Here is a 26751-nt window from a genome sequence, read left to right on the forward strand (position 1 = left end):
CCTCAGGGCCCGGCACCGAGCCCCCCACCGACCATCCCCACACCCCGCCCCACCACGCACCGAACAGGAGCAGTTCCATGAGCACCACCACCGCTGTCGCCCCGCTGACCATCCAGGACGCCGAGGCCCTCGTCGGGGCGGCCCGCAGCGCCGCCGAGGAGGCCGGTGTCGCCGTCGCCGTGAGCGTCGTGGACGCGGGCGGCCACCTGCTGGCCTTCCGGCGCGACGACCGGGCGGTCCTCATCGCCGGAGAGACCAGCACCCGTAAGGCGTTCACCGCTCTGCAGCTCGACGCCCCCACCGCGGACCTGGTCGACGCCGTGCAGCCCGGCGGGCTCTTCCACACCCTGCCGACCGCACTCGACCGCCCGCTGCTCTTCATCGCCGGCGGCATCCCCCTGCACCGCGACGGCCGTCTGATCGGCGCCATCGGGGTCGGCGGCGGGGCTCCCGAGCAGGACCACGGGTTCGCGGCTGCCGCGGCGGCCTCCCTCGTCTGAGGCGGAGGAGCCGCACCACAGCACAGCCGCACCGCCCACCCGGCGGTGCGGCTGCCGTGCGTCAGCCCGTCGCTACGGTGAGCGGGGCGAACCTGCGGGTCGCGTCGCCCGGCAGCTCCGCAATGCCGTACGTCATCACCGCGGTCCGGGAGCCCGGCTCGAGGCCGCGCTCCACCAGCCAGCCGAGCAACTCCTCATGGCGTGCGTCGACATCGGTCCGCAGCGGCCGGTCCGTCGTGGCGGCCAGCGCGGTGACGAGGGCCTTTGCGGTGGTGGTGTCCCGGGCGACCAGCGGACCGACGACGTGGGCCTCGCCGCTCGGCCAGAGGGCCGCGTAACCGGTCAGCTCGCCGTTCTCCTCGGCGACCTGGAGCCGGTCGGAGAAGGCCGGGAGCCGGGCGATGATGTGCGTGCGGTCGATACCGAAGACCGGCAGGTCGAGCCGGACCATCGCCTGCAGATCGTCCGCGGCGGCCGGACGTGTGGCCACCGCCGAGCCCAGGGCCTCCGCACGGAACCGGCCGCGGACCCGCTCGGTCCGGCCCACATGGGCGAAGCCGAGCTCCTCGTAGAGGCGCTGTCCCTGAGGTGTGGCGTACAGCGCGAGCGGGGTGGACCCGGCTTCCTCCATCACATGGCGCATGAGCCGCCGGGCGATCCCCTGCCGGGCGTGGCGTTCGGCGACGAGGAGCATGCCGACGGCTGCCAGGCGGGGCCCGTACGACGTCACCACACAGGCCGCCACCAGGCCCTTCCCCTTGGGTTCCGCGATGCCGTACCCCGTACCGGCGGAGAGGAGCAGCCCCCATCGGTGCTCGTCGCGTGGCCAGCCCCGGTCCTCGCTGAGGTCGGCGCAGGAGACCAGGTCTCCCCGCGTGAGGCGCCGTACGGGCAGGTCGACGAGGGGCAGGGGTGATCGGCTGTGCATGGGGTCAGGCTGTCCGACGCGATGATCGCCCGTCCACCGGTTTCCCGGAACTGGCCGAGAACCGAAGCTGTTCGGCCACTCGGTTTCACGTGAAACATGGAGCACAGCCGCGCGCGGGGGCCACACACCCGGGGGTTGTCAGCTCAGGTCGGGGGCGTGCATCGCCCGTACGCCCTCGATGTTGCCGTCCAGATAGTGGCGCAGGGAGAGCGGTACGAGGTGCACGGCGGCGATCCCGACCCGGCTGAACGGCACCCGGACGATCTCGTACTCCCCGCACGGCTCGTCGATCTCCGGTCCGTGCCGCTGGGTGACGTCCATCGACGCGAGCCGGCAGACGAAGAAGTGCTGGACCTTCACCCCCGTCACACCGCCGTCCGCGATGTGCTCGACGGTGTCGACGAAGCAGGGCACCACATCGACGATCTTGGCGCCGAGCTCCTCGTCGACCTCGCGGTGCAGGGCTTCGACGACCGTGGCGTCCTCCGGCTCGACCCCGCCGCCGGGCGTGAGCCAGTAGGGATCGACCCCCGGTTTGGTGCGCTTGATGAGGACGAGGTCGTCGCCGTCGAGCAGGATGGCGCGTGCGGTGCGCTTGACCACAGGACGTTCGGTCATGGCAAGAGAGTGGCCCGCGCGGACCCGTCTGAAACTCCCCCAGCCCGCCCGACCGCTTCGTCCAGCGCCCGCTCGACGTCCGCCAGCAGGTCCTCCGGGTCCTCCGCGCCGACCGAGAAGCGGATGAAGCCCTCCGGCACGGCGTCACCGCCCCAACGGCCCCGGCGCTCGGCGGTGGAACGTACACCGCCGAAACTCGTCGCGTCGTCGACCAGCCGCAGCGCGGCGAGGAAGCGCTCCGCCGTCTCCCGGTCGGCCAGCTCGAACGACACCACCGAACCGAAGCGCCGCATCTGGCGCACGGCGACCCCGTACGACGGGTCGGCGGGCAGTCCGGGATACCGCAGCCCGGTGACCTCGGCCCGCCCGGCCAGCACCTCGGCGAGGGCCAGAGCCGTGGTGCACTGCCGGTCGATGCGCAGCTGGAGCGTGGCGAGCGAACGGTGGGCGAGCCAGGCCTCCATCGGGCCCGGGATGGCCCCGACGACCTTGCGCCAGCGCCGTACGTCGGCGGTCAGCAGAGGATCACGGCAGGTGACATGGCCCAGCAGGATGTCGCCGTGCCCGGTCATGCCCTTGGTGTCACTGGCCACCGAGAAGTCCGCGCCGAGCTCCAGCGGGCGCTGGCCGATCGGGGTGGCCAGGGTGTTGTCGACGGCGACCAGCACACCCGCCTCGTGCGCCGCCGCCACCAGCCGACGGATGTCGCAGACGTCCAGCCCCGGGTTGGACGGGCTCTCGATCCACAGCAGCTTCGCCCCCTCAAGGAGTGCCAGCTGGGCGTCGCCGCCGGTCGGCGCGGTCTTGACCTCGACGCCGAAAGCCGTCAGCTGCTCCCGTACGAGCGGCAGCGCCTGGTAGCCGTCGTCCGGCAGCACCACGGTGTCGCCCGTGCGGACCTGGGAGAGCAGTACGGCGGTGATCGCCGCCATACCGGAGGCGAAGACCGTCGTGCTCACCTCCTCGCCGGGCGCCTCCAGCTCGCCGATGGCCCGCTCCAGATGGGTCCAGGTCGGGTTGGTGTCCCGGCCGTACGTGTAGGGACCCACCGGCTCGCCGGAGAGGTGGAAGTGCGCGGCGAAGACCGGACCGGGCAGGGTCGGCTCGTACTGCTCCGGTTCGGGAAGTCCGGCGCGTACCGCGCGCGTTCCGTCGCCCATGGTGCTCATGCTGCTCCGTAAGTAGTCAGGTGGTCCGGGAGGGCCGGGGTCAGCCCTCGTCCGGCAGGACCATGTTGAGGGCCCAGGAGACGACCGAGATGATCAGGCCACCGAGCACGGCGGTCCAGAAGCCCTCGACGTGGAAGCTGAGATCGAAGACGCCGGCCAGCCAGGAGGTCAGCATCAGCATCAGGGCGTTGACCACCAGGGTGATCAGCCCCAGCGTCAGGATGAACAGCGGGAACGTCAGGAGCTGGACCACCGGCTTGACCAGGAAGTTCACCACGCCGAAGATCAGCGCGACCAGTATCAGGGTGAGGACCTTGCGGCCGGTGGAGCCGCCCTCCAGCGTGATGTTCCCGATCAGCCAGATGGCCACGGCCAGCGCACCCGCGTTGGCGATCGTCTTGACTACGAAATTCTTCATGTGTCTGATCGTGGCAGACATGATCGGTGGTGGACACCGACAGCGCACGCGGAACCGGTAGCACGGGTCACAAGGGGCGGACGGGCCATGAAAGCATTCAGACTGGACGAGCTGGAGGCGGAACGGGCCGCCAACGACGGCGCCTACCTGCAGTTCGTGCGGGAGCGGAACATGTCCGTCGGCCTGTACGCCCTGGACGCGGGCGCGCTCGACCCGCAGCAGCCGCACCAACAGGACGAGGTCTACTTCGTCGTCAGCGGCCGGGCTTCGATCACGGTCGGGATGGAGACCACGCAGGTCGGCCGGGGGAGCGTCGTCTATGTGCCGGCCGGAGTGGCCCACAAGTTCCACCACATCACCGAGGACCTGCGCGTGATGGTCGTCTTCTCCCCGCCGGAGGGCTGAACCCCGGGTTCCCTAAGGGTTCGATCAGGGGTCTTCAAGGGCTGCGAGGCCCCCGCCGGGCTCCCCCGCGCCCTTAGCATCGAGGCAGCAACCCAGAGAGACGAGGTAGATGGCGATGGCCGTGCGGGAGATATACGCGGGGATGCCCTGGTGGGTGAAGTGGATCGCGGTGCCCGTCATCGCGATCTTCGTGTTCGGCGGGCTGATCGCCAGCGTGGTCGGCTTCGTGATCAGCCTCCTCTTCAAGGCGCTGGTCTTCGTCGTGCTGGTCGGCGGTCTGATCTTCGTCGTACGCAAGTTCACCTCCTCGTCGTCCTCGCGCGGCGACTGGTAGCGGAGGCCCCGCGGGCCGGTGCGGTGCGGGGGTGCGCACAGGCCTGCGGATTAGCCCAGCTGAGCTAAGTCCAGAAGGAAAACCCCCTCCTGCCAGGGGCGGCCGATACAGTGACATAACGCTGCCGCCCTCTGGAATGTGACCTTCTGTCACCGAACCGACCGAGTGACCAGTGGTTTGTACGACAGCCCGGTCGTTGGTGCGGCAGTCCCGTGGGGGCGGCCTCCACGGGTGGGCTGACGGCCCGTCACCATGCCTGGGGGTGACCTTTGACCACGGCATCGAGCACCGCTGTCCCGACGTTGATCGGTTCGGTTCAGCGGGCGTTGAGGCTGCTGGAGGCTGTGGGCACCCATAGGGACGGGGCGCCCGCCAAGCAACTCGCACGTGAAGCGGGCCTACCGCTGCCCACCGCGTACCACCTGCTGCGCACCCTCACCCATGAGGGCTATCTCCGCCGGGAGAACGGCGTCTTCCTCTTCGGCGCGGCCGCCGAGAACCTGACCGCCGCCCGCGGGTCGAGGAGCCGTCCCTCCACCGTCACCGATTCCCTCGCGCACTGGCGGGACGCCATCGGGGTCCCGGTGTACTGCGCCGTCTACCGCGAGGGCGAGATCGAGCTCATCGCGGTCGCGGACGCCCCCGACGCCCCCGCGGTGGACGAGTGGGCCTCCTTCCGGGAGACCGGGCACGCGCATGCGATCGGGCAGTGCCTTCTCGGCCAGCTCGACGAGAAGGACCGCGAGGATCACCTCGACCGGCACCCCGTACGGCCCCTCACTCGTTACTCAGTGCGAGATCGCGCGGCTCTTCTGGAGCGGCTGCGGACGTTGCGCCGGGGTGAACCGGTCATCGAACGCCAGGAGTACGCACTGGGGACCGTCTGCGCCGCCATTCCCGTCACAGCCGGTGCCACCATTGCGGCGATGGCCATTTCCGTACCCCTGGACCGGGAAGAACGGTTACTTCCCGCAGTCGAACAGCTACGTGGCGAAGTGGCGAGCCTCTTGCGTTCGTTCGTGTTCTCTATCAGTATCTGAAAAATCACTCCTTGTGATCTGCTATCGCGTGCACCACGATGGCGTCAATAGGGCCATGGGGGATCATTCCTGGCCAGTTTCATCTACTGCGGGGTTGAACGATGCGCGAGTCGGTTCAAGCAGAGGTCATGATGAGCTTCCTCGTCTCCGAGGAGCTCTCGTTCCGTATTCCGGTGGAGCTCCGGTACGAGGTGGCTGATCCCTACGCCATCCGGATGACGTTCCATCTGCCCGGCGATGCCCCTGTGACCTGGGCATTCGGTCGTGAGCTGCTGCTGGACGGGCTCAACAGCCCCAGCGGTGACGGCGATGTGCACATCGGGCCGACCGAACCCGAGGGCCTCGGCGATGTGCACATCCGTCTTCAGGTCGGCGCGGACCGCGCGCTGTTCCGGGCCGGTACGGCACCGCTGGTGGCGTTTCTCGACCGGACCGACAAACTGGTGCCCCTCGGTCAGGAGCACACGCTGGGTGACTTCGACGGGAACCTGGAGGAGGCGCTCGGCCGCATCCTCGCCGAGGAGCAGAACGCGGGCTGAGCGGCCCCTGCACCCCTGCCCCGCGCCTCTCCGCCTCACGCCTTACGGCGGCGGCCCCTGCCGGTCCGTGCGGGGGCGGCGGCCGTGGACGAGGAGGTGCGGGCGCCCGGGCGGTCCGCGGAGACCACCAGCGCGGCGAGCACCGTCGTCACCGGCACCGAGGCGACCAGACCGATCGAACCGACCAGCGTCCGGACGATCTCCTCGGCGACCAACTCGCTGTTGGCCACCGTCCCCACACTGCTCTGCGCGATGGAGAAGAGCAGCAGGAGCGGCAGCGCCGCGCCCGCGTACGCCAGCACCAGGGTGTTCACGACCGAGGCGATGTGGTCCCGTCCGATGCGGATACCTGCCCGGTACAGCCCGCGCCAACCCATCTGCGGGTCCGCCTGGTGCAGTTCCCAGACGGCGGAGGTCTGGGTGACCGTCACATCGTCGAGCACACCGAGCGATCCGATGATGATGCCGGCCAGCAGCAGACCGCTCATGTCGATGTCCGGGTAAAGACCGTGGATGAGACCGGTGTTGTCGTCGGTGTTGCCGCTGAGGCTCGCCCAGCCGATGAAGAGGGAGCCGAGCAGCCCGATCAGCAGCAGTGAGATCAGCGTGCCGACGACCGCGACGGAGGTACGGGCCGTCACCCCGTGGCACAGGTAGAGCGCCGCCAGCATGATGGCGCTGGCCCCGATCACCGCCACCACCAGCGGGTTCGATCCCTGCAGGATCGCCGGCAGGATGAACAGGGTCAGTACGGCGAACGAGACGGCCAGCGCCACCAGCGCCATCACCCCGCGCAGCCGGCCCACAGCGACCACCGCCAGGGCGAAGATCGCGGCCAGCAGCGTCATCGGGACCTTGCGGTTCACATCGGTGACGGAGTACTGGAGGTCGCGGGGCGCGTCGGGGGCGTACGCCACGACCACGCCCTGACCCTCCTTCAGCTGCCGGGGCGCGTCCGGCTGGACCACTTCGACGAACTTGCGGCCCTTGTCGTCGCCGCTGGTCACCTCGATGGTCGCCTTCTTGCACTCCCCCTCCTGCTCGTTCACGGCTTCCCGGCCCGAGGGAGTGGAGGTGTCACCGGTGGGGGGGACCTGCGCGGCGTTGACGTCGGCGCAGTCGACCCGGACGACCTGGACGACCTTGCCGTCCTGGGTCTGCCGGTCGAATCCGACGCCGGTGCGCTCGTGGTCGGGGACGCCGCCGGGCCAGAACGCGATCAGGCCGACGACCACCGCCGTGGCGAACGGGATCACGACGGCGGCGATGACCTTGCGCAGGTGCTTGGAGACCGGGGCGGCGGGCCCGTGGCTGTGCGTGTGGCCGTGGCTGTGGCCCTGGGGCGGCGGCTGGGGTGCGGGGTCGCTTTGGGGGGAGGTCACGGGGCGATCATCGCAAGAAGGGGAGGGCCCTCTGGTCAGCTCGCCGGAAAGGACGCTAGCGTGGAGGCACCTTTGCACACGCGGGAGCTCGGAGCACCGGGCTGAGAGGGCGCTGACCGCCGTACTTCCGTACGGGACACGCTGCGCCGACCGCCGAACCTGTTACCGGGTAATGCCGGCGTAGGGAGTAGGTCTCATGACCACAGCGGACGCACGCACGCCTGCCTCGAAGCAGAACGACGGAACGCCGGACGGCACTCCGAACGACGAGGCCGGGAAGTCCATCGGCTGGCACAAGGGGTACGTCCAGGGCTCGCGCCCGGACCTCCGGGTGCCGGTCCGACAGGTGCACCTCACCAACGGCAAGGACGTGACGCTGTACGACACGTCGGGGCCGTACACCGATCCCGGGATCGACACCGATGTCCGCCGGGGCCTCGCGCCCCTGCGGGAGAACTGGATCATCGCCCGCGGCGACACCGAGGAGTACGCGGGCCGCCCGGTCCGCCCCGAGGACGACGGGCTCAAGCACACCTCGCCGCGGGGCGGACTGCGCAACCTCGACGCCGTCTTCCCCGGCCGCCCGCGCCAGCCGCGCCGCAGCCGCGACGGACGTCCCGTCACCCAGCTCGCGTACGCCCGGCGGGGGGAGATCACCCCGGAGATGGAGTACGTCGCGATCCGGGAGAACGTCGAGGCCGAAGTCGTCCGCGAGGAGATCGCGGCGGGCCGGGCCGTGCTGCCGGTCAACGTCAACCACCCCGAGATCGAGCCGATGATCATCGGCAAGCGGTTCCTGGTGAAGGTCAACGCCAACATCGGCAACTCGGCCGTCACCTCCTCCATCGAGGAGGAGGTGGACAAGATGACCTGGGCGACCAAATGGGGCGCCGACACGGTCATGGACCTGTCCACCGGCCGCAACATCCACACCACCCGCGAGTGGGTGCTGCGCAACTCCCCCGTGCCGATCGGCACCGTCCCGCTCTACCAGGCGCTGGAGAAGGTGGACGGCCGGGCCGAGGAGCTGACCTGGGAGATCTACAAGGACACCGTCATCGAGCAGGCCGAGCAGGGCGTGGACTACATGACGGTGCACGCCGGAGTGCGCCTGCCGTACGTGCCGCTGACGGCCCGCCGCAAGACCGGCATCGTCTCGCGCGGCGGCTCGATCATGGCGGCCTGGTGCCTGGCGCACCATAAGGAGTCGTTCCTCTACGAGCACTTCGAGGAGCTCTGCGAGATCCTCGCGACGTACGACGTCACCTACTCCCTCGGTGACGGGCTGCGCCCCGGTTCGATCGCCGACGCCAACGACGAGGCGCAGTTCGCCGAGCTGCGCACGCTGGGCGAACTGAACACGATCGCCAAGCGGTTCGGCGTCCAGACGATGATCGAGGGCCCCGGGCACGTCCCGATGCACAAGATCAAGGAGAACATCGACCTCCAGCAGGAGATCTGCGAGGAGGCGCCGTTCTACACGCTCGGCCCGCTGACCACGGACGTCGCGCCCGCCTACGACCACATCACCTCGGGCATCGGCGCCGCGATGATCGCCTGGTGGGGTACGGCGATGCTCTGCTACGTCACGCCCAAGGAGCACCTGGGGCTGCCCAACCGGGACGATGTGAAGACCGGCGTCATCACCTACAAGATCGCTGCACACGCGGCCGACCTGGCCAAGGGGCACCCGGGCGCGCAGGAGTGGGACGACGCGCTGTCCGACGCCCGGTTCGAGTTCCGGTGGGAGGACCAGTTCAATCTGGCCCTCGACCCGGATACGGCCCGGGAGTTCCACGACGAGACGCTGCCCGCCGAACCGGCGAAGACGGCGCACTTCTGCTCGATGTGCGGGCCGAAGTTCTGCTCGATGAAGATCTCCCAGGACATCCGGCGTCAGCACGGTGGTTCGCAGGAGGAGATCGAGGAGGGCATGGCCGAGAAGTCGAAGGAGTTCGCGGCCGCGGGCAACCGGGTCTACCTGCCGATCGCCGACTGACCTGCCACCTACGGCCGGTCGGCGCCCACGGGGGCCGGCCGGCCGTAGGTGTCTGTGGTCAGGGGCGTTGAGCGTTCCGCAGTCGCTCCACCTGCCGGGTGATCACCTCTGGGGGGAAGAAGAGGTCCTTGCCTATGCTGAGCTCGGAGAAGGTGGCGATGGTGTTCCCTGTGCGGACCACGACGAACTGCTCGTTGCGGTCGCCGCCGTACTCCGGGCCCATGGGGACGATCTCGCGGAAGGTCACCGCCTCTTCGCCGTACTCCGGTGATGCCTGCGTCGTCACCGTCGCCTCGAACGGCCCGACGTATCCCTCGCCTTCGTAGCGACGGCAGGTGGCGAGGGCCCGCTTGAGTTCCGCGAAGCGCTGTTCGGCCTGGCCGTCCTCGTAGGAGGCGAGGGTCGAGCCGCCGCCCATGATGTTCTCCTTCCAGTTGAAGTGCTGGAAGACACGAGCGAATGACGCCTCGCTGTTGCGGACATCGATGAGGGTCTGGCAGGCGGGTACGGAGACGGGAGGGAAGGAGCGTCCGCTTCCTTCCGGCAGGGGTTCCTGTACCGCGAGGGGCTCGCGTGCCTGCGGGACCTCCCCCTCCTTGAACGCGACGCTCTTGAGCTGGGCCATCGTCAGGGGCCTCGCCGGGGCCTCGGCCGAAGGGGTGGTGGACGGTGCTTCGGCGGCAGACTTCGGGTCCTGCGCCGGGGCGCACCCCGAAGCGAGGAACAGCCCTATGACTGCTCCTGCGGCTGTAGCCGTCAGCCGTGTCCCGCGCGGTTGCATGCGTCCCCCCGGACAGATGTCGATGAGGGGCCGACGCTATCCGTGCAACCAGACGGGCGCCAGCGGGTATTCGATCACGAGGCGGCACGGAAGCCGTGCTGCGCGGTGCTGCACGACGATGAACGTACCGCCAGACTCCGTCCCTTATGGGCCTCTTGATCGTTTGAACACCTTCTGGCGTGGTTCGACCCCTTGTCAGGCGACAGTATGGACACAGTCGTGTGGCAGCTGGATGTACGTTTCGCAGTTGCGTCAACTGGGCTTGACCTGTTCCTTATCTGTGGCTTACTTTCCGGCTTGCTTGGCTGAATTTTGGCGGCCCTCGCACGGGGGGCCCGGGGAGGGAAACACCATGGACTGGTACCTGGCAGTACTCAAGAACTACGCAGGCTTCAGCGGGCGCGCGCGCCGCAAGGAGTACTGGATGTTCACGCTCATCAGCTTCGTGATCAGCCTGGTGCTGTCGATCATCGGTGGCCTGATCGGCGCGGACTTCCTGTCCTACATCTACGCCGTCGCGATCCTCGTCCCGACGCTCGCGGTCAGCGTGCGCCGCCTGCACGACACGAGCCGCACCGGCTGGTGGCTCCTCATCGCGATCATCCCGCTGGTCGGCTTCATCGTCCTGATCGTCTTCCTCGCCTCGGAGGGCAAGCAGGAGCCGAACCAGTACGGCACCAACCCGAAGCTTGCTCCGCAGGTGGGCTGAACCACTCGCTCCGGCATCGGCCGGAGCATCACACAGGCCGGGCGCGGCACTTGCCGCCCCGGCCTGTGGCGTTTGCGGAACCCTCGGGCCTTACTCCGGGCGATGTTCGGGGCCGCCGAAGTCCGGGCTGGTGAAGTCGGGGCTCGTGAAGGTGGGCCGGGGGCCCGCCGACGGGCCGTCCTCCGGGCCGGAGAAGTCCGGCCTGCTGTAGCCGATCTTCGGGATGCGGTTGGGCGAGGGGTGCGGGGTCCGGGCGGCGGGGCCCGCGGTCGGGTCGGCCAGGGCGTCCCGGAGGAACGGCAGGATGCCGCGCTCCAGCAGGGCGTGCCGCCAGGCCTCCCTGGCCCGGGCGACCTCCTCCGGCAGCCCCTGCTCCTCGTCCTCGGCGGCCAGTGAGGTCGAGCCGTTGCGCAGGGCGGTGACGAGCAGTCCCACGGCGGCGACCAGGATGGCCGCGGCGGCGACGGCCGCGAAGAACCACCCGGCCGCGACCATGGTGGTGCCGAAGGCGACCGAAGGACTGACCGCCTCCAGCAGATAGCCGACGAGCAGGAAGATCACGGCGGCGGTGCCCGCGAGCAGCGGCGTCAGGACCGTGAGGACCGCTCCTATGCCGGCGCCCGGACCGGCCGCTCCCGAGCCGTCCGCGTAACTCTCGCCCTCCTGGACCGTGGCTCCGGCGGCGCGCCGCTCGGCACGGGCCTTCACGTAGTGCTCGTACTCGGTGGCCGCGGCCGCGGTGATCAGCGCCGTGGCGTCGAGCGCCATCGTGCGCAGCTGTTCGGTGTTGAGCCGGTCACCGACGCCCTCCAGGTCCGGGCGGTCGTGGGCGTGACGCAGTGCGTCGCCCAGGATCCGCGCGTACTCGGGACCGTCCTCGGCCAGCAGGTGCGGAGCGCTTGTCATCTGCATCCCCCGATGCTCCGTCGGGCCCGGCAGCCCGCGTTGACCGGGCGATCGGGCGGAAACGGAGGAGAGCCTGCTACTGATGAGCCGATGGTAGAGCGCTCACGGCGCGGGGTGACAGGGTGTTTCCGGAAATAGGCCCGATGATCGGCACGGTCCGATCCAGGAGCGTCTTCCCCGCCGAAGGTCAGTCATGCAGGGGAAGTTGGACGACCAGTAGCTTTCCGGCCATGGTCACTCCGCCGTCCATGGCGATGGCGAGCCCGTCGGCGTACACGTGCGGGCCGTTCACCACCGGCCCCGAACCGTTCTCGCCGTCCTCCGTGCCGACCTCGCCGAGGAGATACGGAATGGGGCTGTGACCATGGACGACGCGCTGTCCGCCGTACGTCGTCATCAGCTCGCGCACCGCCTCGGCGCCGCCCTCGTCCCGGAAGGCGAACCGCTTGGTGAGCTTGCGGAAGAGGTCCCAGCACTCGTCGGCGTCGTTACGCGTGAGGATGGCGTGGACCGTGTCGTTGACGTCCTCGATGGTGGAGCCGTAGTCGAGGTAGGCCGTCGTGTCGGAGTGCATCAGCAGATGCCCGTCCTCCTCGACGACCGCGTCGAGCCGGGACATCCACTGGAGGTGCACGTCCTGGAGGCGGTCCATGTCGCTCTTCTGGCCGCCGTTGAGCAGCCAGGCGGCCTGGAAGGTGGCGGTGCCGGCACCGGAGTTGACGGGGGTGTCGGAGAACCGCTTCGCGCCGATGAGCAGCAGCTCGTGGTTGCCCATCAGGGCCTTGCAGTAGCCCCCGGCCGCGGCGGCTTCCGCGGAGAGCCGCATGACGAGGTCGATGACCCCGATGCCGTCGGGGCCGCGGTCGGTGAAGTCGCCCAGGAACCAGAGCCGGGCGTTGCCCGCGGCCCAGTTGGCGTCGGCGTCGATGAGGCCCTGTTCGGCGAGGGCGGCCAGCAGCTCGTCCAGATAGCCGTGGACGTCGCCGACGACGAAGAGCGGGCCGAGCCCCTCCCCGGTGGCGGGGCGGGGTTCGGGGACGGCCTGCACCTGGACGGTGTCGCCGCGGTTGATGACGGGGAGATCGCGCTCGGTGGGGGTGTACCCCTCCGGGGGTTCGTCCCCGACGGCCACGTTGCCGGGATGCGGCAGCTGGGGCGGTGCAGCCGCGGGCGGCTGCACGGAGGCGTACGGCGTCGGCGCGTGCGGCTCCGGCGCACGCGGGGGCAGTGACGGGTGCGGCACCGCGCCGGCCGTCTGCGGTGGAACGGGCGTCTGCGCATACGGCGGAACCCGGAAGTCACGCAACGTCGCCGTCCGCACCACGGGTTCCTGACCGGCCCCCTGAGTCATCGACCCCTCCACCACCGTCGCGCCGCCGTACACCTGACGGGCCCTGCCTGGTAGAGGTGGTCCGCGGTGTCGTGCGCCCATCATAGGAATGCGGATCGATCTGTGTGACGCACCAGGGGTGGTGAATCCGCGCGCACGTACGGTTCACCGGCCGATTGGTCCGAAAAGAGCCGATCAGTCCCTGCTGGGGGAGCGAGGCGGGCTGACCGTGGTGCGCGGCGGACGGCGTTGCGAGGAGGTCCGGACGATGAGCTCCGTCGGTATCACCTGCTCCACCGGCCCGTCGTGCTCCACCCCTTCGATGGCGTCGATGAGGAGCTGGACGACGGCCGTGCCGATGCGGCGGGGCTTCAGCGAGAGGGTCGTGATGGGCGGTTCGGTGGCCGCGTACACGGTGGACTCGCTGCAGCAGACCAGCAGCAGGTCCTCAGGGACCCGCAGGCCGTAGCGGCGGGCGGCCGCGAGGAGATCGGTCCCGTTGGGGTCGAAGAGCCCGTAGACCGCGTCGGGGCGGTCCGGGCGGGCGAGCAGCCGGTCGGCGGCGACCGCGCCCGCGCAGGGGTCGTGCGCCGGGTAGGACTCGTAGACGGGGTCCTGGCCGACCCGCTCGCACCAGTGGAGATAGGCCGTGGTGGAGAGCCGGGTGTACGTGTCGGTGGTGGTGCCGGTCAGCAGGCCGATCCGGCGGGCTCCGGCGGCGGCGAGGTGGTCGAGGAGGTCGAGTACGGCGGCCCGGTGGTCGTTGTCGACCCAGGCGGTGACGGGGAGCGTCCCGGCCGGGCGGCCGTCCGAGACGACGGGCAGCCCCTGGCGGACGAGTTCGGTGACGACCGGGTCCTGGTCGGAGGGGTCGATGACGACGGTCCCGTCGAGCGCGACGTTCGACCAGACGTCGTGCCGGGAGGTGGCGGGGAGGATGACGAGGGCGTAGCCCCGGGCGAGCGCCGCCGAGGTCGCGGCTCTCGCCATCTCCGCGAAGTAGGCGAATTCGGTGAAGGTGAAAGGTTCATCCCCGTACGTGGTCACGGTCAGGCCGATGAGCCCCGACTTGCCCGTACGGAGGGTTCGGGCCGCGGCGGAGGGGCGGTAGCCCAAGCGCTCTGCGACCTCGCGGACATGGCTGCGGGTGGCGTCCGGGAGCCTGCCCTTGCCGTTGAGCGCGTCGGAGACGGTCGTGATCGAGACTCCGGCCGCGGCGGCCACGTCACGGATCCCCGCCCGTCCTGGCCGGCCGTTGCGCCGGGGGGTCTCCGTCCGGCTCACCTGGTGCTTCCCTGCTGCTGTCATGGCGAGCCGATAGTAGGGCTCCGAGGGGCGGTCGGTCCGGTCGCATATGCACGCATTGACAGGCACGTTTCTGCATGGTCATTCGCCGTCAAATCCCGTGCAAAGCAAGGCCGTTGACCGTCTTGACATTGGTGTATCAGGCATTGACGGCTGACGGCCTGCTGAATGGTCGATGTCTCGAAGAGGTCTCAACTCACCACTTCGGGGGACGCGCGCCACGGCGTGAGACACGGGCGCGCGCCGGAACCGGAAACGCTCCCCCCTGGGGAGGCCCACCACGCGGACCATTCCCGGCACTGCGGGAGATTCCGCTCCCGGGCCATTCGCAGCGGAGCCCAATCCTCATAAGGTGAGCAGTATTGATGTGTACGACGGTCGAGGAGGACCTGCGGTGAGCGAGACGAGCCCCAAGCTGCGCGCCGAGCTGGACGGCGTTCCTGCCTATGTGCCGGGCAAGCCTGCGGCGGCCGGCGGACCGGTCGCGTACAAGCTGTCCTCCAACGAGAACCCCTATCCGCCGCTGCCGGGGGTCCTGGAGTCGGCGATCAGCGCGGCGGGCAGCTTCAACCGCTACCCGGACATGGCCTGCACCGGGCTGATGAACGAGCTGTCCGACCGTTTCGGTGTGCCGCTCTCGCACCTCGCCACCGGCACCGGTTCGGTCGGCGTGGCCCAGCAGCTGCTCCAGGCCACCTCGGGCCCGGGCGACGAGGTCATCTACGCCTGGCGGTCCTTCGAGGCCTACCCGATCATCACGCAGGTGAGCGGTGCGACCTCGGTGAAGGTCCCGCTGACCGGCGGTGAGGTGCACGACCTCGACGCGATGGCCGGGGCGATCACCGACCGGACCCGGCTGATCTTCGTCTGCAACCCGAACAACCCCACCGGGACCGTGGTCCGCCGGGCGGAGCTGGAGCGGTTCCTGGACCGGGTGCCGAGCGATGTGCTGGTGGTGCTCGACGAGGCGTACAAGGAGTTCATCCGGGACGCCGACGTGCCCGACGGCATCGAGATCTACCGGGACCGGCCCAATGTGGCGGTGCTGCGGACCTTCTCCAAGGCGTACGGCCTCGCGGGGCTGCGGGTCGGGTTCGCCGTGGCCCATGAGCCGGTGGCCGCGGCGCTGCGCAAGACCGCCGTCCCCTTCGGCGTCAGCCAGCTCGCCCAGGATGCGGCGGTCGCCTCGCTGCGCGCCGAGGACGAGCTGCTGGGCCGGGTCGGCTCGCTGGTCTCCGAGCGGAGCCGGGTGAGCGAGGAGCTGGTGCGCCAGGGCTGGACCGTTCCGGAGTCGCACGCCAACTTCGTCTGGCTGCGCCTCGGTGACCGGACCCTCGACTTCGCCGCCGCCTGTGAGCGGGCCGGCGTGGTGGTGCGCCCGTTCAAGGGCGAGGGCGTACGGGTCTCGATCGGGGAGAGCGAGGGCAACGACATCTTCCTGAAGGCGGCGGAGGCGTTCCGCTCGGAGCAGTAGCGACCCGGCGCACCGCGCTGCGGGCGCCTGTACGGCCGGTGGCCCCGGACCTCGATCGACGAGGTCCGGGGCCTTCCGCGTATGTCCGGGGGCGCCTCCGGCCGAAAAGGGGTACCCCCGGCGAACGGTCCGAAAGTGTGTGCGCCATAATTGCTTGTGAATGTGAACGCGTTCACAAGCGTGCCCCCATTCCTCCCACGATCAGTGGGATTAAAGGGGCAGAGTGCCCGGTGTGACCACGGCGACGTGGTGTCACCACGGCGACGTAAGGAGAAAGACGACGTGGACCTCGCTCTGGCGCCGGAGACCCTGGCGCGATGGCAGTTCGGCATCACCACCGTCTACCACTTCCTCTTCGTTCCGCTGACGATCTCGCTCGCCGCGCTCACCGCCGGCCTGCAGACCGCCTGGGTGCGGACGGACAACGAGAAGTACCTCAGGGCCACCAAGTTCTGGGGCAAGCTGTTCCTGATCAACATCGCCATGGGTGTCGTGACGGGCATCGTCCAGGAGTTCCAGTTCGGCATGAACTGGTCCGACTACTCGCGCTTCGTCGGTGACATCTTCGGCGCCCCGCTCGCCTTCGAGGCGCTGATCGCCTTCTTCTTCGAGTCCACCTTCATCGGACTGTGGATCTTCGGCTGGGACCGGCTGCCCAAGAAGATCCACCTCGCCTGCATGTGGATGGTCTCGCTCGGCACGATCCTCTCCGCCTACTTCATCCTGGCGGCCAACTCCTGGATGCAGCACCCGGTCGGCTACCGCATCAACGAGGAGCGCGGCCGCGCCGAGCTCACCGACTTCTGGAAGGTGCTCACCCAGGACACCGCGGTCACCCAGTTCTTCCACACCATCACGGCCGCGTTCCTGGTCGGCGGGGCCTTCATGGTCGGCATCGCCGCCTTCCACCTCGCGCGCAAGAAGCACATCCCGGTGATGCGGACCTCGCTGCGGCTGGGGCTGGTCACGGTCGTCATCGCCGGACTGCTCACCGCCGTCAGCGGCGACTCGCTGGCCAAGGTGATGTTCCGCCAGCAGCCGATGAAGATGGCCGCCGCCGAGGCGCTGTGGGACGGACAGAACGGCGCGCCCTTCTCGATCTTCGCGTACGGGGACGTCAGCGAGGGCCACAACTCCGTCGAGATCTCGCTCCCCGGGGTGCTCTCCTTCCTCGCCGACAACGACCCGAACTCCTACGTCCCGGGCATCAACGACATCAACAAGGCGCAGGAGGAGAAGTACGGCCCCGGCGACTACCGGCCCAACATCCCGGTCGCGTTCTGGAGCTTCCGCTGGATGATCGGGTTCGGGATGGCCTCCTTCGGCCTCGGCATCCTGGGGCTCTGGCTGACCCGGCGGAAGTTCCTGCTGCCACCGGCGCTGCGGACCGGCGAGGACGAAGTGCCGAACCTGGTCCTCTTCCGGAACAAGGCGCTCAGTCCGAAGTTCACCAAGCTCTACTGGCTCACCGCGCTCTGGACCCTGCTGTTCCCGCTCATCGCCAACTCCTGGGGCTGGATCTTCACCGAGATGGGCCGCCAGCCGTGGGTGGTCTACGGAGTCCTCCAGACCCGCGACGGGGTCTCCCCCGGCGTATCGCAGGGCGAGATCCTCACCTCGATGATCCTCTTCACCCTGATCTACGCCGTGCTCGCGGTCATCGAGGTCAAGCTGCTCGTGAAGTACATCAAGGCCGGGCCGCCGGAGCTCACCGAGTCCGACCTCAACCCGCCCACCCGGATCAACGGCCACGACGACGAAGACGCCGACCGGCCCATGGCCTTCTCGTACTGAGAGCACAGGAGCTGAGAGATGGAACTCCACGACATCTGGTTCGTGCTCATCGCCGTCCTCTGGATCGGCTACTTCTTCCTGGAAGGATTCGACTTCGGCATCGGGGTCCTCACCAAGCTGCTCGCCCGCGACCGCAAGGAGCGGCGGGTCCTCATCAACACGATCGGGCCCGTCTGGGACGGCAACGAGGTCTGGCTGCTCAGCGCGGGCGGCGCGACCTTCGCGGCCTTCCCCGAGTGGTACGCCACGCTGTTCTCCGGCTTCTACCTGCCGCTGCTGATCATCCTGCTCTGCCTGATCGTGCGCGGGGTCGCCTTCGAGTACCGGGCCAAGCGCACCGAGGAGCGGTGGCAGACGAACTGGGAGAACGCGATCTTCTGGACCTCGCTGATCCCCGCGGTGCTGTGGGGCGTGGCGTTCGGGAACATCGTGCGCGGCGTGAAGATCGACGCCGACATGGAGTACGTCGGCACCTTCTTCGACCTGCTGAACCCGTACGCGATCCTCGGCGGGCTCGTCACGCTCTTCCTCTTCACCTTCCACGGCGCGGTGTTCGCCGCGCTCAAGACGGCCGGGGACATCCGGGTGCGGGCGCGTTCGCTGGCCCTGAAGCTGGGGCTGGCCACGGCGGTTCTCGCGCTGGGCTTCCTGCTCTGGACCCAGGCCGCCGACGGAGACCGCTGGAGCCTGGTGGCGCTGATCGTGGCGGTGGTGGCCCTGGTGGCGGCGATCGGTGCCATCGCCAAGGGGCGCGAGGGCTGGTCGTTCGCGTTCTCGGGGCTGACCATCGTGGCGGCGGTGGGGATGCTGTTCCTGACGCTCTTCCCGAACGTCATGCCGTCCTCGCTGAACGAGGCCTGGAACCTCACGGTCACCAACGCCTCGTCCACGCCGTACACGCTGAAGATCATGACCTGGTGCGCCGGCATCGCCACACCCATGGTGCTGCTGTACCAGAGCTGGACGTACTGGGTGTTCCGCAAGCGGATCGGCACCCAGCACATCGCGGATGCGCACTGATCCGCACCGGCCCCGCCGGGCCGTGTTTCACGTGAAACACGGCCCAGCTCACCTCACAGATCCCGCCGATCCCGCTGGGGGATGTTTCACGTGAAACCGATCGACCCGCGACTGGTGCGGTACGCCCAGGCCACCCGCCTCTTCCTGGCGGCCGTGGTGGCCCTCGGTCTGGTCGGCGCCGCGCTGGTGATCGCCCAGGCCATGCTCATCGCCGAGATCGTGGTGGGCGGGTTCGAGGACGGGCTCACGGTCACCGAGCTCCGTGCCCCGCTGCTCCTGCTCGCGACGGTGGCCGTGGGCCGGGCCCTGGTCGCCTGGCTCACCGAGCTGGCGGCCCACCGGGCGAGCGCGGCGGTCAAGTCCGAGCTGCGTGGCCGGCTCCTGGAGCGGGCCGCGCAGCTCGGCCCCGGCTGGCTGAGCGGGCAGCGCACCGGCTCCCTGGTGGCGCTGGCGACCCGAGGGGTCGACGCGCTCGACGACTACTTCGCGCGCTATCTGCCGCAGCTCGGCCTTGCGGTCGTCGTGCCGGTGGCGGTGCTGGCCCGGATCGTCACCGAGGACTGGGTCTCGGCGGCGATCATCGTGGTCACGCTGCCCCTCATCCCCCTCTTCATGATCCTGATCGGCTGGGCCACCCAGTCCCGGATGGACCGGCAGTGGCAGCTGCTGTCCCGCCTCTCCGGCCACTTCCTGGACGTCGTCGCGGGGCTGCCGACGCTCAAGGTCTTCGGCCGCGCCAAGGCCCAGGCCGAGTCGATCCGCACCATCACCTCGCAGTACCGCCGGGCCACCGTGCGCACCCTGCGGATCGCCTTTCTCTCCTCGTTCGCCCTGGAGCTGCTCGCGACCCTGTCGGTCGCCCTGGTCGCCGTCACCATCGGGATGCGTCTCGTGCACGGCGAACTCGACCTCTACACCGGCCTCGTGGTCCTGATCCTCGCCCCGGAGGCGTATCTGCCGATCCGGCAGGTCGGGGCCCAGTACCACGCGGCGGCTGAGGGGCTCTCGGCCGCCGAGGAGATCTTCGCGGTCCTGGAGACCGAGCCCCGGGGGACGGGCACCGAGGACGTCCCGGACTCGACGCGCCTGGAGCTGGAGGGCGTGACCGTACGCCACGAGGGCCGCACCGAACCGTCGCTGGACGCCGTGTCCCTCACCGTCGAGCCGGGGGAGACCGTGGCCCTGGTCGGCCCGAGCGGCGTCGGCAAGTCCACCCTGCTGAATGTGGTCCTGGGGTTCGCCGTACCCGACGAGGGACGCGTCCGGGTCGGCGGCCGGGATCTCGCGGAGCTGGACCCGGAGCGCTGGCGGAGCCGGATCGCGTGGGTCCCCCAGCGGCCGCACCTCTTCGCGGGCACGATCGCGGAGAACGTCCGCCTCGCCCGGCCCGACGCCGACGACGCGGCGGTGGTGGCGGCGCTGCGGGACGCGGGGGCGTACGACTTCGTCGCGGAGCTGCCCGACGGGGAGCGGACGCTGCTGGGCGAGGACGGCGCCGGGCTCTCCGCGGGCCAGCGCCAGCGCCTCGCGATCGCGCGCGCGTTCCTCGCCGACCGTCCGCTGCTGCTCCTGGACGAGCCGACCGCGAGCCTGGACGGGGAGACGGAGGCGGGGATCGTCGACGCCGTACGGAGGCTGGCGGCGGGCCGGACCGTGCTGCTGGTCGTCCACCGCCCGGCGCTGCTGGCGGTGGCGGACCGGGTGGTGACGCTGGAGCCGCGAGCGGTGGAGGCCCAGGGACCGGCCGCGTCGGTCGTCGCGCCCGGGCTGCCCGTGCCGCAGCCCCTCGCGGGTGGTGAGCCGCTGGACGCGCGGCGCCCCGGCGACGTACTGGAGGCGGCGGACCTGCTGGAGCCCGGGGACGTACGGGAGGGGGACACCGCACTGCTGCGGGAGACCGACTCCCGCCCCGGGCGGGTCCTCGCCCGGGTCCGTGAAGCGGCGGGAGCACAGCGCGGGCAGCTGGCCCTGGCGCTGCTGCTGGGCAGCCTCGCGGTGGGGTCGGCCGTGGGGCTCATGGCCGTCTCCGGCTGGCTGATCTCCCGCGCCTCCGAACAGCCGCCGGTGCTCTACCTGATGATGGCCGTCACCGCGACGCGCGCCTTCGGTATCGGCCGGGCGGTCTTCCGGTACGCGGAGCGCCTCGTCTCCCACGACGCCGTGCTCAAGCTGCTCGCCGAGCTCCGGGTGGCGGTCTACCGGGGCCTCGAACGCGTCGCGCCCGCCGGTCTGCGCACGGTGCGCCGGGGTGACCTGCTCTCCCGGCTCGTCGCCGACGTGGACGCGCTCCAGGACTACTGGCTGCGCTGGCTGCTGCCCGCCGGGACCGCGCTCACGGTCTCCGTGGCCGCCGCCGGGTTCACCGGCTGGCTGCTGCCCGAGGCGGGTGTGGTCCTCGCGGTCGGGCTGCTGGTCGCCGGGGTCGGCGTGCCGCTGGTCAGCGGTGCCTTCGCCCGCCGTACGGAGCGTCAGCTGGCGCCCGCGCGCGCTGCCTTGGCCACCCGGGTCACCGATCTCCTCGGCGGAACGGCCGAGCTGACCGTCGCCGGGGCGCTCCCGGCCCGGCAGGCCCACATGCGGGCCGCCGACGGGCTGCTGACCCGGATCGCCTCCCGTGCGGCCACCGCGACGGCCCTCGGCAGCGGGCTCTCCGCCCTGGTCTGCGGGCTCACGGTGGTGGCCGCCGCACTCGTCGCCGTCCCCGCCGTGAACGACGGCCGGCTGGCCGGGGTCGCGCTCGCGGTGGTGGTGCTCACCCCGCTCGCCGCCTTCGAGGCCGTCGCCGGACTGCCGCTCGCGGTCCAGTACCGCCAGCGGGTCCTGCGGAGTGCGGAGCGCGTGTACGAGGTGCTCGACGCCCCCGTACCCGTACGGGAGCCCGCGGCCCCGGCCGATGCGCCCTCCTCCCCGTTCCCGCTGGAGGTGCGGGGGCTGTCGGCCCGCTACCCGGGGGCCCGCCACGACGCCCTGCGGTCGCTCGACCTGACGCTGGTGCCCGGCCGTCGCATCGCGGTCGTCGGCCCCTCCGGCTCGGGCAAGACGACGCTCGCGCAGGTGCTCCTCCGCTTCCTGGACGCCTCGTCGGGGACGTACAGCATCGGTGGTGTGGAGGCGGACGCCCTGGACGGCGACACCGTACGGCGCTCCGTCGGCCTGTGTGCCCAGGACGCCCACGTCTTCGACAGCTCGATCCGCGAGAACCTGCGGCTCGCCCGTACCGGGGCGAGCGACGCCGAGCTGTACGACGCGCTCTCCCGGGCCCGGCTGCTGGAGTGGGTCCGCTCCCTGCCGGAGGGGCTCGACACTCCGGTGGGTGAGCACGGCGCCCGGCTCTCCGGGGGCCAGCGTCAGCGCCTCGCCCTGGCCCGGGCGCTGCTGGCCGACTTCCCGGTCCTCGTCCTGGACGAGCCGGCCGAGCACCTCGACCTGGTGACCGCCGACGCGCTCACCGCCGACCTGCTGGCGGCGACGGAGGGGCGTACGACCGTTCTGATCACCCATCGGCTGGCCGGGGTCGAGGCGGTCGACGAGGTGCTGGTGCTGGACGCGGGCCGGGTGGCGCAGCGCGGGCCGTACGCGGAACTCGCCGCGGAGGACGGGCCGCTGCGCCGCATGCTGGAGCGGGAGAACGAGACGGTGGCGGCGGGGGCCTGAGGCCGGACGGTGCGGTGCGACCCCCGGGTGTGCCGTGCGGCCCCTCCCGGGTGGTGCCGTGCGGCCTCCCCCGGGTGTGCCCTGTGGCCCTGAGGGTGCCCCATGGAGAGAAACCCGACTTTCCTCCCCAATCGCCACTAACTAGGCTCAGGCCATGGCAGAGCCGGATCCGCAGGACTCACTCGATGCCGCTACGCAGGCCACCCGCAGCCTGCAGGGCCTCTCCACCGAACTCACCGCCCGGGTTCCGCAGCTTCTGGAAGCGATGCGTTCGGTCGGCACGGGACTGGAGCTGCACTCCACCCTGGACCGCATCTGCGCGACCGCGGCCGAGCTCGCCCACGCCCAGTACGCCGCCATCGGCGTCGTCGACGAGGCGGGCGAGGGGCTCTCCGACTTCGTCACGTACGGGGTGCCCGAGGAGGTCGTCCGGGCGATCGGGCGCAGGCCCGACGGACACCACGGCCTCCTGGGTGCACTGATCCACGACCCCGAACCCGTACGGCTGGCCGATCTGACCGGCGATCCGCGGTACGCCGGATTCCCGCCGGGCCACCCCCGGATGCGGACCTTCCTCGGGGTGCCGATCCGGGTCCAGGGGGAGATCTTCGGCAACCTCTACCTGACCGAGAAGCGGGAGGGCGCCGAATTCAGCGACTACGACCTGCACATGGTGCGGGTGCTCGCCACCGAGGCCGGGATCGCCATCGGCAACGCCCGGCTGTACGAGGCGGCACGGCAGCGGGAGCGCTGGATCGACGGTTCGGTGGCGGTGACCACCGCCCTCCTCTCGGGCGGGGATGCCGACGACGCGCTCTCCGTGGTCGCCGAACAGGCCCGCCACCTCGCCGATTCGGCTGCCGGGATCGTGCTGCTGCCCACGGCGGAGGGCGGTCTCGAGATCGTCGCCGTCTCCGCCGACGATCCCTCGTCCTCGCTCGGGGTGATCATCCCGGCCCGCTCCGCGGTGGTGGCGAAGCTGCTGGCGGGCGAGGCGGTCTTCATCGACGACTCGGCCACCGACAGCCGGATGGTCACCCGGCTGGCAGGCCTCTTCGGGCCCAGCATGCTGCTGCCGCTGCAGAGCGGCGGCCGGGTGCTCGGCGCCCTGGCGACGCCCCGGGCCAGGGGAGCGCGCCCGTTCAGCCGGACCGAGCGCACGCTGGCCACCCAGTTCGCCTCGCAGGCCGCCCTCGCGCTGATGATGGCCGAGGCGCAGCGGGACCGGGAGCGGCTCGCGGTCTACGAGGACCGCGACCGGATCGCCCGCGACCTCCACGACCTCGTGATCCAGCGGCTGTTCGCCACCGGGATGATGCTGGAGAGCGCCCAGCGCCGGTCGGTGGTCCCCGAGGTGCGGACGGGGGTGGGCCGGGCGGTCGACGAGCTGGACGTGACCATCCAGGAGATCCGTACGGCCATCTTCGCGCTCCAGCAGGAACCGGCAGAGGCCCCTTCGGGGCTCCGCACCCGGGTCCTGCGGGAGATCAACATGGCGGCGGTCCCGCTAGGGTTCAAGCCCTCGCACCGCTTCCTGGGTGCCGTCGACTCGCTCGTGGGTGAGCTGACCGGCAAGAACCTCGTCGCCGCGCTGCGCGAGGCCCTGTCCAACGCCTTCCGGCACGCCCGGGCCTCCGTGATCGACGTGGTCGTCGACGCCACGGCGACCCTGCCGGACGGCCGGGCCGCCGTGCGCCTGTCGGTCGCGGACGACGGGGTGGGCATCCCGGAGGGCGGTCGCCGCAGCGGACTGCGCAATCTGGCCCGCCGGGCCGAGTCGTTGGGCGGGGCGAGCTGGTTCGGCCCGGGGATCGGGGAGGACGGGGGCGGTACGACGGTGGTGTGGGAGGCCCCGTTGTGAGCCACCGGGCGGCCCGGTGAGCGTGGGGGGGGCGGGTGGTCAGCGGGCGGCGAGGATCCGCTCGATGACCACGGCCACCCCGTCCTCCTCGTTGGTGAGGGTCTGCCCCGAGGCGGCGGCCAGCGCGGCGGGGTGGGCGTTGCCCATCGCGTACGAGGCACCGGCCCAGGCGAGCATCTCGACGTCGTTGGGCATGTCGCCGAAGGCGACCACCTCGGCGGCGGAGATACCGCGCTGGGCGCAACAGGCGGAGAGCGTACTGGCCTTGGAGACGCCGAGCCCGCTGACCTCCAGGAGCGCGGAGGGGCTGGAGCGGGTGATGGAGGCCCGCTCCCCGGCCGCCGTGCGGGCCAGGGCGAGGAAGGCGTCGGGGGGCATCTCGGTGTGGTGGGCGAGGAGTTTGAGCACGGGGGCGCCCTCGCCCGGGGCGTCCTCGTGCAGCAGCTTCTCGGCGACGGCGACCGTGGCGCCCGGGTCCAGGTGGAAGGGCGGGTAGGACGGTTCGTAGTTGATGCCGGTGGTCAGCTCGACGGCGAAGGAGGTGCCGGGGGCGGCTTCGCGCAGGGTGTGCACGACGTGCAGGGCGGCCTCGCGCTCCAGCGCCCGTACGGTGAGCAGCTCGCGGTCCGCCCGCAGGTCGGTGACGACGGCCCCGTTGGCGCAGATCGCCAGCCCGTGGCCCTGCACATGGTCGCTGACGACGCCCATCCAGCGGGCCGGCCTGCCGGTGACGAAGAAGACCTCGATCCCGGCCTCCTCGGCCGCGGCGAGCGCTGCGACGGTGCGTGCGGAGAGCGTCTTGTCGTCGCGCAGCAGGGTGCCGTCGAGGTCGGTCGCGATCAGCCGGGTCAGGGCAGGCAGAGGCGCATCGGTAGCTGGGGTCACGTCGTCATTCTCGCCCACCGGAGTGCACGTGCGTGCGGAGGGGCGCACATGTGAGTGGGCGCGCCCCTGATCTGCGGAACATTCCTCAGGCATATGCCAAGCGGTCGTGGGGAGGTCGTTCCGCTCGGGGGCGGCCGTAGGCTCAGAGGCATGACCTTGCGCCTGAGCACTGTGATCCTGCCCGTCCACCGCTGGCACGAAGGGGGCCGTGAGCGCTGGCAGCGCGCGGAGGAGCTGGGTTTCCACACCGCCTACACCTACGACCACCTGTCGTGGCGGAGCTTCCGCGAGCGGACGTGGTTCGGCGCGCTCCCCACGCTCACCGCCGCCGCGACGGCCACGCAGCGGCTGCGCCTCGGCACACTGGTCACCTCACCGAACTTCCGCCACCCCGTGACGCTGGCCAAGGAGCTGATCTCCCTGGACGACATCTCCGGCGGCAGGATCACCCTCGGCATCGGCGCCGGAGGCAGCGGGTTCGACGCCACTGCGCTGGGCCAGGAGGCCTGGACCCCGAGGGAGCGTGCCGACCGCTTCGGCGAGTTCCTCCCGCTCCTGGACCGCCTGCTCACCGAGGACGCGGTGACGGAGCACGGAACGCACTACTCCGCCGTGGAGGCCCGCAACATCCCGGGCTGCGTGCAGCGCCCCCGGCTGCCCTTCGCGGTCGCCGCGACCGGCCCGCGCGGTCTGCGGCTCGCCGCCCGGCACGGGCAGGCGTGGGTGACCACCGGTGACCCGAAGCTGTACGAGGAGGGCACCCCGGAGCAGTCGGTCCAGGCCCTCCGCGAGCAGAGCAAGAAGCTCGCCGCCGCCTGCGAGGAGATCGGCCGGGACGCGTCCGAACTGGACCGGATCCTGCTCACCGGCTTCACCCCCGACCGCAACACCCCGCTGGAGTCGGTGGACGCCTTCGTCGACTTCGCGGGCCGCCATGCGGAGCTCGGCTTCACCGAGATCGCCATCCACGCCCCGATCCCGGACTCCGACTTCGACACGGACCCGGCCGTCTACGAGCGCATCGCGACCGAGGCGCTCGCCCAGCTGGCCTGAGGACCGGGGGAGTTCACCCGCGCAGGCGCAGAAATTCCGGAGGTACGGCGTCGGCGAGCCAGACCCCGTTGGCGCTGACCCGGAAGACATGGCCGGCGCGGTGCATGGCGCCCGCGTCCACGGTCAGCACCAGCGGGCGGCCGCGCCGGGCGCCGACCCGGGTGGCCGTCTCACGGTCGGGGGAGAGGTGGACGTGGTGGCGGGCCATGGGGCGCAGGCCCTCGGCCCGGATCGCGTCCATCGCCGGGGCGACCGTGCCGTGGTAGAGGTACGCCGGCGGCTGCGCGGGCGGCAGGTCCAGGTCGACGGTGACGGTGTGGCCCTGGTTGGCACGGATGCGGTCGCCGTCCACCGTGAAGCGGCGTTTGTCGTTGACGGCCACGACGTGGTCGAGCTCGGCCCGGGTGACGGGGAAGCCGTGGCGGGCCGCCGCGTCCAGCAGCGTCCCGACGGCGACCCAGCCGTTGTCGTCGAGGGTGAGGCCGATGCGCTCCGGCTGGTGCCGCAGATGGGCCGAGAGGTACTTGGACACCTTGACGGTGCGACGTTCGTCCATCCCGCCAGAGTGCCTGTGGGCAGTTCACCGGTGCATCCGGATTTCTTACAGGATTCTTTTCCGTTTTCTCCGAACCGATGTTTGATCCACA

At 70.6% G+C, this 26751-nt stretch carries 24 protein-coding genes; 13 read left to right on the plus strand and 11 right to left on the minus strand.

The window, feature by feature from the left end; genetic code table 11:
* Window positions 1-77: 77 nt before the first annotated feature.
* Window positions 78-500 carry a GlcG/HbpS family heme-binding protein gene (locus tag IE264_RS07755; protein ID WP_015609875.1) on the plus strand — a complete coding sequence of 141 codons (423 nt, stop codon included), beginning with the start codon at window positions 78-80 and terminating at the stop codon, window positions 498-500.
* A gap of 61 nt (window positions 501-561) precedes the next feature.
* On the opposite strand, the gene IE264_RS07760 is transcribed toward IE264_RS07755, so the two are convergent.
* The 4 genes from IE264_RS07760 to IE264_RS07775 all read right to left on the minus strand — a co-directional run bounded on the left by IE264_RS07760 (window position 562) and on the right by IE264_RS07775 (window position 3633).
* Window positions 562-1428: a GNAT family N-acetyltransferase gene (locus tag IE264_RS07760; protein ID WP_032755840.1), complete on the minus strand. Its 867-nt coding sequence runs from the start codon at window positions 1426-1428 to the stop codon at window positions 562-564.
* A 138-nt stretch (window positions 1429-1566) separates the two neighbouring features.
* Window positions 1567-2046 carry an NUDIX domain-containing protein gene (locus tag IE264_RS07765; RefSeq protein ID WP_031122564.1) on the minus strand — a complete coding sequence of 160 codons (480 nt, stop codon included), beginning with the start codon at window positions 2044-2046 and terminating at the stop codon, window positions 1567-1569.
* A complete protein-coding gene (locus IE264_RS07770) occupies window positions 2043-3215 on the minus strand; it encodes a cystathionine gamma-lyase (RefSeq protein ID WP_032755839.1) in 1173 nt (390 codons plus the stop codon). The genes IE264_RS07765 and IE264_RS07770 overlap by 4 nt, the downstream gene beginning before the upstream one ends.
* A 40-nt stretch (window positions 3216-3255) precedes the next feature.
* A complete protein-coding gene (locus IE264_RS07775; protein ID WP_015609879.1) occupies window positions 3256-3633 on the minus strand; it encodes a phage holin family protein in 378 nt (125 codons plus the stop codon).
* A gap of 87 nt (window positions 3634-3720) precedes the next feature.
* Here IE264_RS07775 and IE264_RS07780 point away from each other — a divergent pair, with 87 nt between their 5' ends.
* The 4 genes from IE264_RS07780 to IE264_RS07795 all read left to right on the plus strand — a co-directional run bounded on the left by IE264_RS07780 (window position 3721) and on the right by IE264_RS07795 (window position 5951).
* Window positions 3721-4038 carry a cupin domain-containing protein gene (locus IE264_RS07780; protein ID WP_015609880.1) on the plus strand — a complete coding sequence of 106 codons (318 nt, stop codon included), beginning with the start codon at window positions 3721-3723 and terminating at the stop codon, window positions 4036-4038.
* A gap of 121 nt (window positions 4039-4159) precedes the next feature.
* Entirely contained in the window at window positions 4160-4372 is a 213-nt protein-coding gene (locus IE264_RS07785) for a DUF5326 family protein (protein WP_032756174.1), read from the plus strand.
* A 269-nt stretch (window positions 4373-4641) separates the two neighbouring features.
* A complete protein-coding gene (locus tag IE264_RS07790; RefSeq protein ID WP_015609882.1) occupies window positions 4642-5412 on the plus strand; it encodes an IclR family transcriptional regulator in 771 nt (256 codons plus the stop codon).
* Between the two features lie 101 nt (window positions 5413-5513).
* The gene (locus IE264_RS07795; RefSeq protein ID WP_015609883.1) at window positions 5514-5951 is read left to right on the plus strand and encodes an SsgA family sporulation/cell division regulator; all 438 of its coding nucleotides are present in this window, start codon (window positions 5514-5516) and stop codon (window positions 5949-5951) included.
* A 35-nt stretch (window positions 5952-5986) separates the two neighbouring features.
* Here the strand turns inward: IE264_RS07795 and IE264_RS07800 are convergent, their stop codons facing one another.
* Window positions 5987-7333, minus strand: a complete 1347-nt coding sequence (locus tag IE264_RS07800; protein ID WP_032755838.1) for a YibE/F family protein — start codon at window positions 7331-7333, stop codon at window positions 5987-5989.
* Between the two features lie 196 nt (window positions 7334-7529).
* Here IE264_RS07800 and thiC point away from each other — a divergent pair, with 196 nt between their 5' ends.
* Window positions 7530-9332: a phosphomethylpyrimidine synthase ThiC gene (gene thiC / locus IE264_RS07805; protein ID WP_032755836.1), complete on the plus strand. Its 1803-nt coding sequence runs from the start codon at window positions 7530-7532 to the stop codon at window positions 9330-9332.
* Between the two features lie 58 nt (window positions 9333-9390).
* Here thiC and IE264_RS07810 read toward each other — a convergent pair whose 3' ends face one another.
* Window positions 9391-9957 (minus strand): hypothetical protein, encoded by a 567-nt coding sequence (locus IE264_RS07810; protein WP_229887437.1) that lies wholly within the window; start codon window positions 9955-9957, stop codon window positions 9391-9393.
* Window positions 9958-10465: 508 nt separating this feature from the next.
* Here IE264_RS07810 and IE264_RS07815 point away from each other — a divergent pair.
* The gene (locus IE264_RS07815; RefSeq protein WP_015609887.1) at window positions 10466-10822 is read left to right on the plus strand and encodes a DUF805 domain-containing protein; all 357 of its coding nucleotides are present in this window, start codon (window positions 10466-10468) and stop codon (window positions 10820-10822) included.
* A 90-nt stretch (window positions 10823-10912) separates the two neighbouring features.
* Here the strand turns inward: IE264_RS07815 and IE264_RS07820 are convergent, their stop codons facing one another.
* The 3 genes from IE264_RS07820 to IE264_RS07830 form a co-directional block, all read right to left on the minus strand.
* Window positions 10913-11734 (minus strand): hypothetical protein, encoded by an 822-nt coding sequence (locus IE264_RS07820; RefSeq protein WP_032755835.1) that lies wholly within the window; start codon window positions 11732-11734, stop codon window positions 10913-10915.
* 181 nt (window positions 11735-11915) lie between these two features.
* Complete coding sequence (locus IE264_RS07825; protein WP_032756171.1) at window positions 11916-13079, minus strand: metallophosphoesterase; 1164 nt, start codon at window positions 13077-13079, stop codon at window positions 11916-11918.
* A gap of 174 nt (window positions 13080-13253) precedes the next feature.
* Window positions 13254-14366 carry a LacI family DNA-binding transcriptional regulator gene (locus IE264_RS07830; RefSeq protein ID WP_031122574.1) on the minus strand — a complete coding sequence of 371 codons (1113 nt, stop codon included), beginning with the start codon at window positions 14364-14366 and terminating at the stop codon, window positions 13254-13256.
* A 391-nt stretch (window positions 14367-14757) separates the two neighbouring features.
* Here IE264_RS07830 and hisC point away from each other — a divergent pair, with 391 nt between their 5' ends.
* From hisC to IE264_RS07855, 5 genes are all read left to right on the plus strand, one after another.
* Window positions 14758-15837 carry a histidinol-phosphate transaminase gene (gene hisC / locus IE264_RS07835; protein ID WP_031122575.1) on the plus strand — a complete coding sequence of 360 codons (1080 nt, stop codon included), beginning with the start codon at window positions 14758-14760 and terminating at the stop codon, window positions 15835-15837.
* 282 nt (window positions 15838-16119) lie between these two features.
* Window positions 16120-17631 carry a cytochrome ubiquinol oxidase subunit I gene (locus IE264_RS07840; protein WP_032755834.1) on the plus strand — a complete coding sequence of 504 codons (1512 nt, stop codon included), beginning with the start codon at window positions 16120-16122 and terminating at the stop codon, window positions 17629-17631.
* Window positions 17632-17649: 18 nt separating this feature from the next.
* On the plus strand, window positions 17650-18651 hold the full coding sequence (gene cydB, locus IE264_RS07845) for a cytochrome d ubiquinol oxidase subunit II (protein WP_032755833.1): 1002 nt from the start codon (window positions 17650-17652) through the stop codon (window positions 18649-18651).
* A gap of 90 nt (window positions 18652-18741) precedes the next feature.
* Window positions 18742-22305 carry a thiol reductant ABC exporter subunit CydD gene (cydD, locus tag IE264_RS07850; protein WP_032755832.1) on the plus strand — a complete coding sequence of 1188 codons (3564 nt, stop codon included), beginning with the start codon at window positions 18742-18744 and terminating at the stop codon, window positions 22303-22305.
* A 154-nt stretch (window positions 22306-22459) separates the two neighbouring features.
* Window positions 22460-24166, plus strand: a complete 1707-nt coding sequence (locus IE264_RS07855; protein WP_015609895.1) for a GAF domain-containing sensor histidine kinase — start codon at window positions 22460-22462, stop codon at window positions 24164-24166.
* Window positions 24167-24205: 39 nt separating this feature from the next.
* On the opposite strand, the gene IE264_RS07860 is transcribed toward IE264_RS07855, so the two are convergent.
* Window positions 24206-25051 (minus strand): Cof-type HAD-IIB family hydrolase, encoded by an 846-nt coding sequence (locus IE264_RS07860; protein WP_032756169.1) that lies wholly within the window; start codon window positions 25049-25051, stop codon window positions 24206-24208.
* 150 nt (window positions 25052-25201) lie between these two features.
* Between IE264_RS07860 and IE264_RS07865 the strand changes: the two genes are divergently transcribed.
* Window positions 25202-26104 (plus strand): LLM class flavin-dependent oxidoreductase, encoded by a 903-nt coding sequence (locus IE264_RS07865; protein WP_031122581.1) that lies wholly within the window; start codon window positions 25202-25204, stop codon window positions 26102-26104.
* Between the two features lie 13 nt (window positions 26105-26117).
* On the opposite strand, the gene IE264_RS07870 is transcribed toward IE264_RS07865, so the two are convergent.
* Window positions 26118-26660, minus strand: coding sequence for an RNA 2'-phosphotransferase (locus tag IE264_RS07870; protein ID WP_032755831.1), 543 nt, complete (start codon window positions 26658-26660; stop codon window positions 26118-26120).
* Between the last annotated feature and the right edge of the window lie 91 nt (window positions 26661-26751).

Origin of the sequence: Streptomyces microflavus (assembly GCF_014650075.1) — a bacterium.
GTDB classification, from domain to species: domain Bacteria; phylum Actinomycetota; class Actinomycetes; order Streptomycetales; family Streptomycetaceae; genus Streptomyces; species Streptomyces microflavus.

Excerpts from the sequence above, each read along its gene's own strand:
- IE264_RS07755 (WP_015609875.1), top strand. The coding sequence starts at position 78 with ATGAGCACCACCACCGCTGTCGCCCCGCTGACCATCCAGGACGCCGAG.
- IE264_RS07760 (WP_032755840.1), bottom strand. The coding sequence starts at position 1,428 with ATGCACAGCCGATCACCCCTGCCCCTCGTCGACCTGCCCGTACGGCGC.
- IE264_RS07765 (WP_031122564.1), bottom strand. The coding sequence starts at position 2,046 with ATGACCGAACGTCCTGTGGTCAAGCGCACCGCACGCGCCATCCTGCTC.
- IE264_RS07770 (WP_032755839.1), bottom strand. The coding sequence starts at position 3,215 with ATGAGCACCATGGGCGACGGAACGCGCGCGGTACGCGCCGGACTTCCC.
- IE264_RS07775 (WP_015609879.1), bottom strand. The coding sequence starts at position 3,633 with ATGAAGAATTTCGTAGTCAAGACGATCGCCAACGCGGGTGCGCTGGCC.
- IE264_RS07780 (WP_015609880.1), top strand. The coding sequence starts at position 3,721 with ATGAAAGCATTCAGACTGGACGAGCTGGAGGCGGAACGGGCCGCCAAC.
- IE264_RS07795 (WP_015609883.1), top strand. The coding sequence starts at position 5,514 with ATGCGCGAGTCGGTTCAAGCAGAGGTCATGATGAGCTTCCTCGTCTCC.
- thiC (WP_032755836.1), top strand. The coding sequence starts at position 7,530 with ATGACCACAGCGGACGCACGCACGCCTGCCTCGAAGCAGAACGACGGA.
- IE264_RS07810 (WP_229887437.1), bottom strand. The coding sequence starts at position 9,957 with ATGGCCCAGCTCAAGAGCGTCGCGTTCAAGGAGGGGGAGGTCCCGCAG.
- IE264_RS07815 (WP_015609887.1), top strand. The coding sequence starts at position 10,466 with ATGGACTGGTACCTGGCAGTACTCAAGAACTACGCAGGCTTCAGCGGG.
- IE264_RS07820 (WP_032755835.1), bottom strand. The coding sequence starts at position 11,734 with ATGCAGATGACAAGCGCTCCGCACCTGCTGGCCGAGGACGGTCCCGAG.
- IE264_RS07825 (WP_032756171.1), bottom strand. The coding sequence starts at position 13,079 with ATGACTCAGGGGGCCGGTCAGGAACCCGTGGTGCGGACGGCGACGTTG.
- IE264_RS07830 (WP_031122574.1), bottom strand. The coding sequence starts at position 14,366 with ATGACAGCAGCAGGGAAGCACCAGGTGAGCCGGACGGAGACCCCCCGG.
- cydB (WP_032755833.1), top strand. The coding sequence starts at position 17,650 with ATGGAACTCCACGACATCTGGTTCGTGCTCATCGCCGTCCTCTGGATC.
- IE264_RS07855 (WP_015609895.1), top strand. The coding sequence starts at position 22,460 with ATGGCAGAGCCGGATCCGCAGGACTCACTCGATGCCGCTACGCAGGCC.
- IE264_RS07865 (WP_031122581.1), top strand. The coding sequence starts at position 25,202 with ATGACCTTGCGCCTGAGCACTGTGATCCTGCCCGTCCACCGCTGGCAC.
- IE264_RS07870 (WP_032755831.1), bottom strand. The coding sequence starts at position 26,660 with ATGGACGAACGTCGCACCGTCAAGGTGTCCAAGTACCTCTCGGCCCAT.